Source organism: Streptomyces sp. NPDC059816 (genome assembly GCF_042732055.1).
GTDB lineage: Bacteria > Actinomycetota > Actinomycetes > Streptomycetales > Streptomycetaceae > Streptomyces.
In genome coordinates this window covers 267,610-281,901 of the sequence record NZ_JBHWIQ010000004.1, presented here as the reverse complement: position 1 = coordinate 281,901, position 14,292 = coordinate 267,610, and the positions used below count along the sequence as shown (strand labels likewise).

At 72.4% G+C, this 14,292-nt stretch carries 8 protein-coding genes; 3 read left to right on the top strand and 5 right to left on the bottom strand.

The annotated features are described in order from the left end of the window. The first annotated feature begins 123 nt into the window (after nucleotides 1–123). Both ACFV88_RS07905 and ACFV88_RS07900 read left to right on the top strand, forming a co-directional pair. Nucleotides 124–492 carry a hypothetical protein gene (locus tag ACFV88_RS07905; protein ID WP_385487210.1) on the top strand — a complete coding sequence of 123 codons (369 nt, stop codon included), beginning with the start codon at nucleotides 124–126 and terminating at the stop codon, nucleotides 490–492. 490 nt (nucleotides 493–982) lie between these two features. Beyond that, nucleotides 983–2,917 carry a glycoside hydrolase family 3 protein gene (locus ACFV88_RS07900; protein WP_385487208.1) on the top strand — a complete coding sequence of 645 codons (1,935 nt, stop codon included), beginning with the start codon at nucleotides 983–985 and terminating at the stop codon, nucleotides 2,915–2,917. A gap of 84 nt (nucleotides 2,918–3,001) precedes the next feature. Here the strand turns inward: ACFV88_RS07900 and ACFV88_RS07895 are convergent, their stop codons facing one another. From ACFV88_RS07895 to ACFV88_RS07880, 4 genes are all read right to left on the bottom strand, one after another. After that, nucleotides 3,002–4,435: a S28 family serine protease gene (locus ACFV88_RS07895; protein ID WP_385487206.1), complete on the bottom strand. Its 1,434-nt coding sequence runs from the start codon at nucleotides 4,433–4,435 to the stop codon at nucleotides 3,002–3,004. 212 nt (nucleotides 4,436–4,647) lie between these two features. Next, nucleotides 4,648–5,052 (bottom strand): hypothetical protein, encoded by a 405-nt coding sequence (locus ACFV88_RS07890; protein ID WP_385487204.1) that lies wholly within the window; start codon nucleotides 5,050–5,052, stop codon nucleotides 4,648–4,650. Nucleotides 5,053–5,225: 173 nt separating this feature from the next. Next, a complete protein-coding gene (locus ACFV88_RS07885; protein WP_385487202.1) occupies nucleotides 5,226–9,296 on the bottom strand; it encodes an ABC transporter ATP-binding protein in 4,071 nt (1,356 codons plus the stop codon). A gap of 285 nt (nucleotides 9,297–9,581) precedes the next feature. Beyond that, entirely contained in the window at nucleotides 9,582–10,553 is a 972-nt protein-coding gene (locus tag ACFV88_RS07880) for a serine hydrolase (protein WP_385487200.1), read from the bottom strand. A gap of 517 nt (nucleotides 10,554–11,070) precedes the next feature. Between ACFV88_RS07880 and ACFV88_RS07875 the strand changes: the two genes are divergently transcribed. Beyond that, a complete protein-coding gene (locus tag ACFV88_RS07875; protein ID WP_385487198.1) occupies nucleotides 11,071–12,426 on the top strand; it encodes an FG-GAP repeat protein in 1,356 nt (451 codons plus the stop codon). Between the two features lie 33 nt (nucleotides 12,427–12,459). On the opposite strand, the gene ACFV88_RS07870 is transcribed toward ACFV88_RS07875, so the two are convergent. Continuing rightward, complete coding sequence (locus tag ACFV88_RS07870) at nucleotides 12,460–14,154, bottom strand: thiamine pyrophosphate-binding protein (RefSeq protein ID WP_385487196.1); 1,695 nt, start codon at nucleotides 14,152–14,154, stop codon at nucleotides 12,460–12,462. Nucleotides 14,155–14,292: the final 138 nt, after the last annotated feature.

Sequence of the window (14,292 nt, the reverse complement as noted above, 5' to 3'; positions counted from 1 at the left end):
CGAGGCAGGCGTGTGGCGAGGCAGGCGGGCAGACGGCTGGTGCGGCCCGCCCGAACGGCAGGGTACGGACGCGGTGCACGGGGGAGGGGAGGGAGGGGGAGGGGGGGAGGCCCCCCAAGTGGCTTGGTCAAGGTGGATGGAGCTGGTTCAGGTGTCTGGAACGATGGGTCCGTGCATGTGGATGATCAGGTCGGCCAAGGTGTCTCCGCGGACCTCGCGGCGTTTCTGCGGAACGCCGATGACGACCGTCCGGTGAAGATCGTGTCTTCCGTCTGCGGCGAGTGCGGCGGGCGCGTGTTCGTCGTGCTCGTTGACGATGTCGAGGGCGGAGCCGAGCGGGTGTGCACCGGGTGCGGCGGGCGCGCGTTCATCGCGGACAGCGCGGAGTTCTGGGGGGAGGCGGACCCCGGCGAGGCCGGCTGTCCGTGTGGGGGCGGGGAGTTCGAGACGGCAGTCGCGTTCTCGCTCGCCGCGGACGGGTCGGTCCGCTGAGTGACGGTCGGGTTGCGGTGCGAGCAGGACGGCCTCTGCGGGATCTATGTCGACTGGAAGATCGATTACGGCCCCACGGATCACCTCCTGGCCCTGGCCTAGCAGCGTCGGAGGTCTCATCGGCCAGCTGCTCCCGCCAGCCTCGCTGGTCTGGTCCGCAGTCGCCTCGGACCAGCTGGCGGAAGGGGCGCCCACACACGTCCGTGGGGGACACTCCCGGGGCCGACACGTCACGCCTCCGCCGAGGAAGCCCGACCGCGGGCTACCGTCTGACCATCCGATATCCACAGTTTCGGACGATTCCTTCAACGGTCAGAGGTGGTGGAGGGGTTGACCGGTCGTTCCTCCCGACGGCCCGGGCCCGCGCCCCGAGCCCCCCTCGGAAGGAGCCCGCGTGCCCAACCCGCCCTGCGCCCCCGATTCCCCTCCACCCCTCCCAGCCCCTTCAGCCGCTCAAGCCGCTCAAGCCGCTCAAGCCGCTCAAGCCGCCGTGATCCAAGCACCCGGCACCTCCCCCGCGTCCTCCCTCACGCGGCGGACGGTTCTCGCGGTCACAGCCACCGTCCCCGTAGCGCTCACCGCGCTCACCACCGCCGCCCCGACACCCGCGCACGCGACAGCCCGCGCCACAGTCAACACCGGCCCCCCTGCCGAATCCCCTGCCTCCCCTGCCGATGCCACCGATGCCACCGCCACCGACTCCACCGCGGGCCCACAGGAACGGCGCCTTCGGCGGTTGCTCTCCCGGATGACCCTGGAGGCGAAGGTCGGGCAGCTCTTCGTCATGCGGGTGTACGGGCACTCGGCGACCGCGCCCGACCCCTCGGGCGTCGAAGCGAACCTGCGCGAGATCGGAGTGCGAACGGCCGCCGAGTTGGTGGCGAAGTACCACGTCGGAGGGGTCATCTACTTCTCCTGGGCCGGGAACACCCGCGGCCCCGCGCAGATCGCCGCACTGTCGAACGGCATCCAGCGCGCCGCCCTCGCGCAGGACGTGCCGGTGCCGGTCCTGATCTCGACCGACCAGGAGCACGGGATCGTGTGCCGGGTCGGAAGTCCGGCGACGCTGTTCCCCGGTGCGATGGCGATCGGGGCGGGCGGATCGGTGGCCGACGCCCGCGAGCTGGGCCGCATCGCGGGGGTCGAACTGGCCGCGTTGGGCATCCGGCAGAACTACTCCCCCGTGGCCGACGTCAACGTCGACCCGGCGAACCCGGTGATCGGCGTACGGTCCTTCGGCAGTGATCCCGAGTCGGTGGCCGAACTGGTGGCGGCCGAGGTCCGCGGTTACCAGGGTGCGGGGGTGGCCGCCACCGTCAAGCACTTTCCGGGGCACGGGGACACCCGGGTGGACAGCCACACCGGCCTGCCGGTGATCGGGCACTCGCGGGCGGAGTGGGAACGGCTCGATGCGCCACCGTTCCGGGCCGCGGTGCGCGCGGGCGTCGACGCGGTGATGACCGCGCACCTCCAGTTCCCGGCGCTGGACCCGTCCGGCGACCCGGCGACCCTGTCGCACCCCATCATGACGGGTATCCTCCGCGACGAACTGGGCTTCGACGGGGTGGTCGTCACGGATTCGCTGGCGATGGAGGGCGTGCGGCAGAAGTACGGGGACGACCGGGTTCCGGTACTGGCGCTGCGGGCCGGAGTGGACCAGTTGCTGAACCCGCCGGACCTCAAGGCCGCGTTCGACGGCGTCCTCGCGGCGGTGCGCGACGGCGAGATCACCGAGGAGCGGTTGGACCGGTCGGTCCTACGGGTGCTGCGGCTCAAGGAGCGGCGCGGGCTGTTCCGCTCCCCGTACGTACCGGAACGCACGGTGGCCGCCGTGGTGGGGCACCGGGCACACCGGGCCGCCGCCGACCGGATCGCCGTGCGCGGCACGACCCTGTTGACCGACGCGGAGCGACTGCTTCCGCTGTCCCGGCGGACCCACCGCGACCTGTTGGTGGTCGGCGCCGACCCGGTGTCCCCCTCCGGTACGACGGGCCCGCCCACTGCGGTGCTGGCGGCGGCGCTCACGGAATCGGGGTTCGCCGTGACGGCCCTGTCGACGGGCACGGCGCCCTCGCGGGAGCGCATCGACGCCGCGGTGGCGGCGGCCCGCGGCACGGATGCGGTCGTGGTCACCACCTACAACGCGGCGGCCCACAGCGGCCAGCGGACGCTGGTCGCGGAGTTGGCGGCGGCGGGCGCCTTGGTGGTGGCGGTGGCGCTGCGCGATCCGTACGACGTGGCGTGGCTGCCCGGCGCGGACGCGGTGCTCGCGGTCTACTCGTGGGGCGAAACCGAACTGCGGGCCGTCGCCGGGGTTCTGGCGGGGCGGGCGCGACCGGGGGGACGGCTGCCGGTGCCGGTCCCGTACCCGGGCGAGCCGGGTCGGGTGTGGCTCCCGCTGGGGCACGGGCTTTCGTACCGTTGAGGCAGGACGTCCCGCCCGGGGGTGCGCGAGACCCACGGGCGGGACGGACCACTACCTGCAACCACTGTGGCTACGGCGGTGGTGCTACGGCCGGAGCGTGGGCTGCCGGAGCGTGGTGCCCTCGCGGTCGAGCCGGCGGTCGTACGGGGCGAGCGGGGTGACCTCACGGTCCGGGGCGTTCGCCGCGGCGGCGGCCTCCGGGGCGAGTCCGGCCCAACTCAGGATGCGCTCGGTCGCCTTGGCCCGCTCGTGTGCGACGAGTCCGGCGACATTGGCCCCGTGGTTGGCGCCGGGTGCGGTGAAGACGTACGAGTCCCGGGAGTCCTTGCCGAGGCGGAACGGTTCGGCGCCCCAGGGGTCGTTCTCACCGTAGACGTAGAGCATGCGGGTGGCGTTGTCCCGTACCCAGCGGTCGACGTCCCGCATCGCGTGCTTCTCGAAGGACATCGGGATCGACCGGGGCACCAGGGCCCGGGGCGGCTGGTAACCGTACCGGGACAGGTCGCCGAGCCACGGCTGACGGATGTCGGGGCTGCCGAGCTGGGTACCCGCCTGGTAGTAGTACGGCGTGTACGGCTCCAGGCCCTGATCGGTGTAGGAGTACCAGCCGATGACCCCGTCGACGAAGGCGAAGAGTTGCTCGTCGGTGACCTGGTCGGCGTCCGGGAGGGTCAGGCAGTCCGCCTCGTCCTGGTACTGCCAGAAGCCCCACACCAGGTCGAGGACGACACCCTCGAACGCCTTGTCGAGGCTGCCGATGGTGGTGAACGTGTTGCCTTCGGTGGCGGCGAGTTCGGCGTACCGCTTCGAGAGGGGGGCTCGGCGGACGAGGGCCTCCCGCTGGAGGTCGCCGAGCGCGTCGCGGCACTCCTCGGTTCCGACGTTCGCGAGGAACCGGTCGTACCGTGCGTCCTCGCGGTTGTCGACGTCGTTGGGTGCGACGTAGGCGACGATGCCGTCCATGTCCCGCGGGTAGAACCGCTCGTAGTACGTGGCGGTCATGCCGCCCTTGGAGCCGCCGGTGGCGATCCACTTCTTCGAGTAGATCCCCTTGAGGGCCTTGAAGATGCGGTGCTGGTCGCTGGCGGCCTGCCAGATGGTCAGCTTGGACCAGTCGGCGGGTGCGGGGCGGGACGGCGAGAAGTACCGGTACTCCATGGAGACCTGGTTGCCGTCGACGATCCGGGTCGGTTCGCTGCGTCCCGGGTTGGTGGACACGTGGTAGCCGCTGGTCGAGAAGACCGTGGGGCGGTCCGTGTCCTTGTGCAACAGGGTCACGCGTTGCTGGAACGTGCCCCGCGCGGGGCGCCGGTGGTCGACCGGCTGGGTGTATTCGAGGACGAAGTACCGGTAGCCGATCAGCTGTCGTTCTTCGACGATCTTCAAGCCCGCAATGGCGAGCAGCCGGTCCTTGATGTCGGCCGGCTCGGTCCGGGTCGCGGCGGTGGCCGCGCCTGCCGTGCTCAGGGTGCCTATGAGCACCACGAGCGACAGCAGCCATCTGAGCGCTTTGGTCATGCGTTCTCCCCTGGGTCTGCTGATGCCTGCGCGAACCTAGCGGAGCGGCACCGGCTGCACTAGTACCCCTGGGTGACGGGTGACCACTTCCGTTGCGTGGGGGGAGGGCCAGCGACGGGCGTGGCGGGGCGAATCGGGCGGCGGCTCGCCTTTCGAGCGTCCGTGCGGATCACCCGGTCGGCGGGCCCGTTCCGGGCGTGGCGCGCAGCGGGTCAGCAGAGGATCCATGCGCTGCGGCGGTGCTGCCCGCTGATGGAACCGGCCACCCGCACGCAGCGTTGACCCGCGTAGACGGTCACGGGGACGCTGCGTTTGCGGAACCAGCCCCGTTTGACGACCTCTCGGCTGCCGCGGGCCTGGACGCCGACGGTCATGTGGCGCAGGTCGCCTCTGCGGTGGGCGGTGGTGACGGCGCACACCCAGCGGGAGTTCTTGTGGACGACGACTTCGCCGGCGCCCAGTTGCAGGGTGCGCACGACGCGCCCGGCGCAGGACGAAGCGGCCTCGGTGGAGGTGACGGCCGGTCCGGCGAGGACGAGCAGGGAGACGAGGGTGAGCGCTGTGGTGAACAGCGCCCCCGTCCGGGCAAGTCGCGCGCGAAGGTCGCCGTTCTCCACGTCACCTCTCCAAACGCACCGGCATCAGGGGTCAACGTCCTGACCTAGGGACGCCGGAGACGTCCGTGCGGTTGCAGGTGGCCGGAAGTGGTCGGAGCGGTCCCGGTCGGAGGTCGCCGGGGCTGCGGGGTGGGCGCCGCGCGGTACGGCGCCCCCCCGTTGCGCCGGCGCGTTCAGTCGGCGCCGATGCCGACGGTCGCGCCGGTGGGTCCGCTCCCGTCCCCGCGGTCGGGTCGGTCCTCGCCGCCGCTCCCGTGGGTGCCCTCGTCACCGTCCTCGTCGGCGCCCACGAAGGTGCGCCACAGTCGTGCGTACCGGCCGTCGAGGGCGAGGAGTTCGGAGTGGGTGCCGTCTTCGGCGACGCGTCCGCGGTCCATGACGACGACCCGGTCGGCGCGTGCGGCGGTGGTGAGCCGGTGGGCCACGACCAGGGTGGTGCGGCGTCCGGCGAGCCGGTCGGTGGCCTGGTTGACCTGGGCCTCGGTGGCGAGGTCGAGTGCCGCGGTGGCCTCGTCGAGCAACAGGATGTCGGGGTCGACGAGTTCGGCGCGGGCGAGGGCGATCAGCTGCCGTTGCCCGGCGGAGAGGTTGCGTCCGCGTTCGGCGACCTCGTGGAGGTAGCCGCCGTCCAGGGTGGCGATCATGTCGTGTGCGCCGACCGCCCGGGCGGCGGCCTCCACCTCCGCGTCCGCGGCGTCGGGCCGTCCGTAGGCGATGGCGTCGCGCACGGTCCCGGGGAAGAGGTACGCCTCCTGCGGGACGACGCCGAGGCGGTGGCGGTACGAGGTGAGGTCGAAGGAGCGCAGGTCGGTGCCGTCGACGGTGACGCGGCCGGCGGTGGGGTCGTAGAACCGGGCGACCAGTTTGACCAGGGTGGACTTGCCGGCGCCGGTCTCCCCGACGAACGCGACGGTCTGCCCGGCCGGGATCCGCAGGGCCACGTCGCTCAGCGCGATCGGGGAGGAAGAAGCGGTGGGAATGACGCCGGGCAGCGAAGTGACGGCGCCCTCCGCGCCCTCCGCACTGTCGGGGCCCTCGGCGTTCCCGATGCCCTCGGCGTTCCCGATGCCCTCGGGGTCCTCGGAGCCGTAGGCGAAGCCCACGTCCTCGAAGGCGATCTCCCCGCGCAGGGAGCTCACTTCGAGCGGTTCGGCGGCACGGCGCGTCGAGGTCGGTTCGCGCAGGAGCTCCTGGACGCGGCCGAGCGACACCGTCGCCTGCTGGTATCCGTCGAAGACCTGCGAGAGCTGCTGGACGGGCGCGAAGAACAGTTCGATGTACAGCAGGTAGGCGACGAGCGCACCGGTCGTGAGGGTCGCCGCTTCCACCCGTCCGGCGCCGACGATCAGCACGGCGACGGCCGCGCCCGACGACAGGAACTGCACGAACGGGAAGTACACCGAGATCAGCCACTGGCCGCGGACGCGGGCGGCCCGGTAGTCGGTGCTGCGTGCGGCGAACCGCTTCCGGCCGTCCTCCTCGCGCCGGAACGCCTGCACGATCCGCAGTCCGGCCACGCTCTCCTGGAGCTCGGAGTTGACGACCGACACGCGTTCCCGGGCGAGTTCGTAGGCCCGCACGCTCTGCTTGCGGAAGAAGTACGTGCCGACGACGAGCACGGGGAGCGTCAGGAAGACGACCAGGGCGAGCTGCACGTCGAGCACGACGAGCGCGACCATGATCCCGAAGAAGGTGACGACGGAGACGAACGCGGTGACGAGTCCGGTCTGGAGGAACGTCGACAGCGCGTCGACGTCGGTCGTCATCCGGGTCATGATGCGCCCGGTCAGCTCGCGTTCGTAGTAGTCGAGGCCGAGGCGTTGGAGCTGGGCGAAGATCTTCAGTCGGAGTGCGTACAGCATGCGCTCGCCGGTGCGGCCGGTGAGGCGGATGCCGGCGTTCTGTGCGGCCCACTGTGCGAGGACCGCGAGCAGCCCGAGCAGGGAGGCGGCCCACACCGCGCCGAGGGCGGCTTCGGTGACCCCGGAGTCGATGCCGTGCCGGATGAGGACGGGCAGCAGCAGGCCCATCCCGGCGTCGACGGCGACCAGGGCGAGGGCGATGCCGAGCGGGGCCCAGAAGCCGCGCAGCAGTCGCCGCAGCCCGTAGGAGTCCTCGGGCAGTACGGCGTGGGCCTCGTCGACGGCGGGCCGGTCGGTGGCCGGTGGCAGCGCTTCGACCTGGGCGAGCAGTTCGGGGGTCGCCGGGCTGCCGTCGAAGTCGCCGTCGCCCTTGGGGGCGCGCTCGCCGGTCCACAGGTGCGGGGTGATGCCGCGCTCGGCGTCGTACTGGGCGTCGAGTTCGGCGCGGAGCGCGGTGGCGTCCGGGTGTTCGTCGGTGAGGAGCCGGCCGGCCGGCACGTGGCCGGGTGACACGGCGCCCAGTTCGTCGGGGTCGGTGAGCAGCCGCCGGTAGAGGGGGGAGCGGGCGGTGAGTTCTTCGTGGGTGCCGAGGTCGGCCAGTCGTCCGCGGTCGAGGACGGCGATCCGGTCGGCGAGGTTCAGGGTGGAGCGGCGGTGGGCGATGAGGAGGGTGGTGCGTCCGGCCATCACCTGGCGCAGTGCCTCGTGGATCTCGTGTTCGACGCGGGCGTCCACGGCGGAGGTGGCGTCGTCGAGGACGAGCAGGCGCGGGTCGGTGAGGAGGGCGCGGGCGAGGGCGAGGCGTTGGCGCTGGCCGCCGGAGAGGGTGAGCCCCTGTTCGCCGACCTCGGTGTCGTACCCGGCGGGGAGTTCGTCGATGAACCGGTGGGCGTGGGCGGCCCGGGCGGCGGCCCGGATCTCCTCGTCGGTGGCGTCGGGCCTGCCGTAGGCGAGGTTGGCGCGGATGGTGTCGGAGAAGAGGAAGCTGTCCTCGGGGACGAGGCCGATGGCGTGGCGCAGGGAGTCGAGGGTGAGGGTGCGGACGTCGTGGCCGCCGATGAGGACGGCGCCCCGGTCGACGTCGTAGAAGCGGGGCAGGAGCTGGGCGACGGTGGACTTGCCGGAGCCGGAGGCGCCGACCACGGCGAGGGTCTCCCCGGCGCGGATCTCGAAGCTGAGTCCGTCGAGCACGGGGCGTTCGCTGTCGTAGCCGAAGGTGACGCCGTCGAACTCGACGGTGGCGGGCGCGTCGGTGGGCAGGGCGCGGGGGCCGTCGGTGAGGGTGGGTTCGGTGTCGATGAGTTCGAGGACGCGTTCGGCGCCCGCGCGGGCCTGCTGGCCGACGGTGAGGACGACGGCGAGCATCCGGACCGGGCCGACGAGCTGGGCCAGGTAGGCCGAGAACGCGACGAAGGTGCCGAGGGTGATCTGTCCCCGTACGGCCAGCCAGCCGCCGAGGGCGAGCATCGCGACCTGGCCGAGGGCGGGCACGGACTGGAGGGCGGGGGTGTAGCGGGCGTTCAGCCGGACCGTGCGCAGCCGTCCGGCGAAGAGTCGGCGGCTGACGTCGCGGACCTTGCCGGTCTCCTGGTCCTCCTGGCCGAATCCCTTGACGACCCGGACCCCGGACACCGCCCCGTCCACCACGGAGGCCACGGAGGCTGCCTGTGCCTGTGCGTACCAGGTGGCGGGGTGGAGTTTGGTGCGGCTGCGTTTGGCGATGAACCAGAGGGCGGGGCCGACGGCGACGGCGACCAGGGTGAGCGGCAGGGACAGCCACGCCATGATGGCGAGGGACATCAGGAACAGCAGGACGTTCCCGATGGTCATCGGCAGCATGAACAGCAGGCCCTGGATGAGCTGGAGGTCGCTGGTAGCGCGGCCGACGACCTGGCCGGTCGACAGTTCGTCCTGCCGCCGCCCGTCGAGACGGGTGATCGTGTCGTACATGTCGGTACGCAGGTCGTGCTGGACGTCCAGGGCGAGGCGTCCGCCGTAGTAGCGGCGGATGTACGTGAAGACGTAGACGAGGACTGCGGCGGCCAGCAGGAGGCCGGCCCAGACGGCCATGGAACGGGTGCGGTCGCCGACCACGTCGTCGATGATCACCTTGGTGATCAGTGGGACGAGGGCCATGACGGCCATGCCGCCGAGGGAGGAGACGAGGGCGAGGACGACGTCCTTGGGATGGCGCCAGGCGTAGCCGGTGAGGCGGCGTCCCCAGGAGGGCGCGGCACCTTCCTCGGGTGCGTCCGTGGGACCGTTCCCGGGTGTGTCCGTGGGACCGTTCGTGTGAACGGCACCTTGCGGAGACGGCCCTCCGTAGCGGCGCTCCTCGGGTCGGTCGCCGGGTTTGTCCCGCTCCCCCTTCTGCACTGACACCCGTTCCTCCCGATTCCGCCCGGTCCGCCGTCGTACCGGTCCACCGGAATGTGAACATCGGATGATCCGGATTTCATCCCCCCGCAACAAACGGGCGGAAGCGCGGCGGCGCACACGGACACGGAGAGCGTGCGCGCGGGTGCGGACGGTGTGCGTGCGCGCGGAGGGCGCGCGTGAACGGCGAAGGTCCCGCACACCCGGGCCCGGGCGAGCGGGACCTGGGTGTGCGGGACCTGGGGTGGCAGGCCCCGGGGTGCGGGACCGGTCAGCCGGTGTCCCGGGGTGTCACCCGACCGGAACCCCCGCAACCCCCGCACCGCCGGCAACGTCCGCAACGCCCGGAGCCTCCGGAACGGCGGGGATCGCCCCACGGGGCGTCGCGGTGGGCACGTAGCGCTGGGCCGCCGCCGTCCCCGGCGCGAGGTCCTTGTGGATGGCCTTCGCCACGGCCTGGATGGTGGCCACCCCGTAGTTCATGTTCCGGTTCCCGTGCGTGAGGACGGTCATGTAGTAGTCCCGTCCGCCGCCCTGGAACGCGCCGATGCTGTGCACGCGCCACCCGTACTGGGCCCGGGGCAGCCAGCCGTTCTTGACGTACTTCTTGGTGGACGAGGGGGCCCCGGCCGGGGTGCCCCAGCGCTGCGAGCTGATCACCTGGTTCATCAGCTTCATGAGGTACGCGCGCGAGCCGTCGCTGAGCACCGAGTTCTTCGTGGTGATCAGGGACAGCAGCCGCTGCTCGTCCTTGATGTTGACCCGGGTGAGCCCCCAGTAGCCGTCCGCACCGGGCACCGTCTTCTTCATTCCGGCGGCCTTCAGGAACTTCTTGATCTTCGTGGTGCCGAGTTGCCGCCAGAAGGTGCTGGTGGCCGCGTTGTCGGACTTGGTGATCATTGCCTTGGCGAGCGACGCCTCACGGGTGGTGAGGAGGCGGTTCGTCTTCTTGTAGTCCCACAGCAGCGCGGCCAGCACGGTGACCTTGACGATGCTGGCGGAGTCGTACGAAGTTCCCCCGCGCAGTTCGCACTTGGTCTTCGTCTTCCGGTCGTACAGCCCGACCGCGACCGTGCCCGACCGGTTCTTCAGCGCCGCCGTGATGCCCTTCTTCAGCTTGGCCGCGAGCCCCGCCTTGGCCGATGTGCACGTCACCGCCGGAGCGGCGGCGACGGCCGTCCCCGTGCCGACCACCCCCGCCCCTGCGACGACCGCCGCGACGACCGTTCCCGCGACGAAGCCGCGTACCCCCCGAACCCCCATGTCCAACCCCCACTGTTCCTCGCGTTGCCGCGTGTCTCTGCCGTTGCTGGCGTTTCCGTCCTCCGCCAACTCGGCGTTCCGCGCGTTCGGTTGTTCCGATCGCCGCGGAGGGATGATCCGTGCGGGAAGGCGACCCCCCGCCCCTGCACGGGCCTACGTGTAGGGGACAGTCAGGCCGCGCCCGCGGTTGCACGTTCGGCGAAGATTCGTACGACAAACCGCCGTATGGCGGGCGGACTTGGGGTCCGGTGGTGGGGGGCGGGAGTCGGGAGCCGGGAATCACCGCCCACCGTGGTGGCACACGCGCCCACCGCGACGGCGAGGACGCCCCCTTATGCCCCCGTACACACCCGTACGCACCCGGCTAGCGCGACCTCGACAGCCCTCAACGCCCCCGCGCACAGCGGGAGTGCAACCCTCCCCCCGGTCAGGGTGTCCTTGTCAGTGCCACCTCCCCTCGTCACCCCATGAGTTCGCCGAGCGGCGCCACTCCAACGTCAACGGGAGTCGACACCCCATGCGCAAGCCCTTACGCCTCACCCTCGCGACCGGCGCGGTCGTCGCGCTCACCGGCGGGCTGCTGGCCCTTCCGGCCGACACCGTGGCGGCGGCACCCCGGACGGCGCTCCCCGACGACTTCAACGGGGACGGCTACCGCGACTACGCCTCGGCCGCCACGACCAGTCCCGGCGGCGCGGTGCGCGTCGTCCACGGCACGGCTCGGGGCCCCGGCACGACCGTGCGGTTCATCGACCAGAACAGCCCCGGCGTGCCCGGCGCCGACGAGGAGGGCGACCTCTTCGGCGGGGTCCGCAGCGCCGCCGACTTCAACCGAGACGGTTACGGTGACCTGGCCGTTTCCGCGATCGGCGAGGCCATCAACGGCCGGGACCGGCGGGGCGCCGTGATCATCCTGTGGGGCTCCCCGGAGGGCCTGTCCGGCGGCACCTCGGTACCGTCCGCCGGCCACCAGGCGTGGAACCAGTTCGGCAGCGACCTCGCCACCGGTGACTTCGACGGTGACGGGGACGTCGAGCTGGCGGCCGTCGAGTCCTCGAACGCGTTCGTCTTCCAGGGCAGGTACGCGCCCGGCGCCCTCGACGTGCGGCCCGTCCTGGTGGACCGGGGCCACTTCTACGCGTCCCACCTCATCGCGGGCGAGGTCACCAAGGACCGTGCGACCGACCTGGTCGTCCTCGGTGCGATCCCCCGCAACAGCCGGCTGACCGGTCACGCCCGCTTCTACCGCGGCGGCGGCACGGAACTCGCCGAGGGGCGGACCATCCCCCTCGACGTCGTGCAGGACCACATGGGTGAGGGCGTCGTCGCCGACTTCGACCGGGACGGGTACGGCGACATCGCGATCGGCACGCCCGAGGCCACCGGCGCGAAGGGGTACGTCACGGTGTGGCGCGGCGGTGCGAAGGGGGCGACCACCTACCGCCGGATCACCCAGGCCACTTCCGGGGTCGCCGGCTCCCCCGAGGCGGGCGACCGCTTCGGCACGTCCGTCGCGGCGGGCGACGTCGACCGGGACGGTCACCCGGACCTCGCGATCGGGGTGCCCGGCGAGGACGTGGGCGGCACGGTGGACGCGGGCGCGGTGCACGTCCTGCGGGGCGGTTCGTCCGGGCCGTCCGGTCGGGGTGCCCAGTACGTCGACCGCGCGGCGGCCAAAGTGCCCGGCCCCCTCGCCCGGGGGGACGCGCTGGGCGAGGCGGTGCGGCTGGCCGACACCGATCGCGACGGCCAAGCGGACCTGCACGTGACCGGTCGGGAGGGTTCGCTGCGGCTGCCGGGGGCCCGGTCCGGTGTCGCGCACCACGGCGTCACCGTGATCGACCGGGCCGCCGTCGAGGGCATCCTGCGGTAGCGCGGGGCCCGGCAGTCCGAGCCCGCCGCGGGGCTACCCGTGCGTCGGGGCGAACATGCGCAGTCGCACCGGCAGCACCACGACCGAAGGACCGGGCCGCGCCAGGGACTCGGTCAGGGCGGCGCCCAGGGTGTCCGGGGTGGCACGGGTCGCGGGCACGCCGAAGGACTCGGCGAGGGCGACGAAGTCCGGGCCGGGGAGGTCCATCGAGGGCTCCCCGGCCCGCTCGCCGAACGTGTCGGCCAGGTACGTGCGCAGGATGCCGTACCCGCCGTCGTCCACGATGAGCCAGGTGACGTCGAGGTCGTACTGACGGGCGGTGGCCAGTTCGGCGATCGAGTACAGCGCTCCCCCGTCGCCGGAGACGGCGAGCACCGGGTGCGCGGGGTCGGCCACCGCGGCGCCCAGCGCGGCGGGGAAGGCGTAGCCGAGGCCGCCCGCGCCCTGGGCCGAGTGCATCGTGTTGGGGCGCCGTGCGTCGAACGCGGACCAGGCCCAGTAGCCGAGGATCGTCATGTCCCAGAAGGACGGCGCAGCATTGGGCAGCGCTGCCCGGATGGTCGCCAACAACTCCTGTTCCAGGGTGAGTTCCTGCTTGGCGAGCCGGGCGCGGACGGCGGCGAGCACCTCGCGCACGCGGCCCGGGGCGCTGCCGGCGGGGTGGGCCCGGACGGTCTCCAACAGGGCGCCGAGGGCGAGTCGGGCGTCCGCGTGGATGCCGAGCGCCGGGTGGTTGGACTCCAGCTTGCCGGGGTCCGCCTCGATCTGGATCACCCGGCCGCGGGGGCGGAACGTGTGGTACTGGGAGGAGAGTTCGCCGAGTCCCGAGCCGACGACGAGCAGCACGTCCGCGTCCTGGAGGAACTCCGTGACGTGTTGGTCCTCCATCCAGGACTGGAGGGACAGTTCGTGGTTCCACGGGAAGGCGCCCTTGCCGCCGTACGTGGTGACGACGGGTGCGCCGAGCCGCTCGGCGAGCGCCTTCAGCTTGCCGGAGGCGTCGGAACGGATCACTCCGCCGCCCGCGATGATCGCCGGGCGCTGGGCCCGGGACAGCAGGTCGGCGGCGACGGCGGTGAGTTCGGGGCGCGGGTACACCTCTTCCGGGGTCGCGTCCAGGCCGGTGACCTCGGGGATCAGCGTCGGGGCGAGGAGCACGTCCTGGGGGATCTCCACCCAGACGGGGCCGTGCGGTGCGGTCAGTGCGGACTCCCAGGCCGCCGCGATCGCGGACGGGATCTGGGACTGGGTGCGGACGAGGTGCACGGACTTGACGACGTCCCGGAACGACGCCTGCTGGTCGGGGAGTTCGTGGAGGTAGCCGTGGCGTCCGCCGCCGAGTCCGGCGGCCGGGACCTGGCTGGTGATCGCGAGGACGGGTGCGGAGGCGGCGGCGGCCTCCTGGAGGGCGGCCAGTGAGGTGAGCGCGCCCGGTCCGGTGGACAGCAGCAGGGGTGCCGCTTCGCCGGTGAGCCTGCCGTACGCGTCGGCCGCGAAGCCGGCGTTGTTCTCCACCCGTAGGCCCACGTACCGCAGGTCGCTGCGGCGCAGCGCGTCGAACAGGCCCAGGGCGTGTTGGCCGGGCAGGCCGAAGACGGTGGTGGCGCCGAGGCCGCTGAGGGTCTCCAGGACGAGGTCGCCGCCGCGGCGGCCGGCGGGCGGGTCGAGGGCCGCCGCGGTCTGGGCGGGCGTCGGCAGCAGTTCCGGTCCGTGGTGGTCGTGCGTCACGTTCAGCCATTCCCGGGTGGTCGTGGATCGCCTCGCCGTCGGGGGCGGTGCGGTGCGGTCGTGGGTGTCGGGCGGCCGGACCGTGCGGTGGGGGGGCGGCCCCCCCCGGGGGCCGCCCCCCGAGGGGGGGGGCGCGGA

Excerpts from the sequence above, each read along its gene's own strand:
- ACFV88_RS07895 (WP_385487206.1), bottom strand. The coding sequence starts at position 4,435 with ATGACCAAAGCGCTCAGATGGCTGCTGTCGCTCGTGGTGCTCATAGGC.
- ACFV88_RS07875 (WP_385487198.1), top strand. The coding sequence starts at position 11,071 with ATGCGCAAGCCCTTACGCCTCACCCTCGCGACCGGCGCGGTCGTCGCG.
- ACFV88_RS07880 (WP_385487200.1), bottom strand. The coding sequence starts at position 10,553 with ATGGGGGTTCGGGGGGTACGCGGCTTCGTCGCGGGAACGGTCGTCGCG.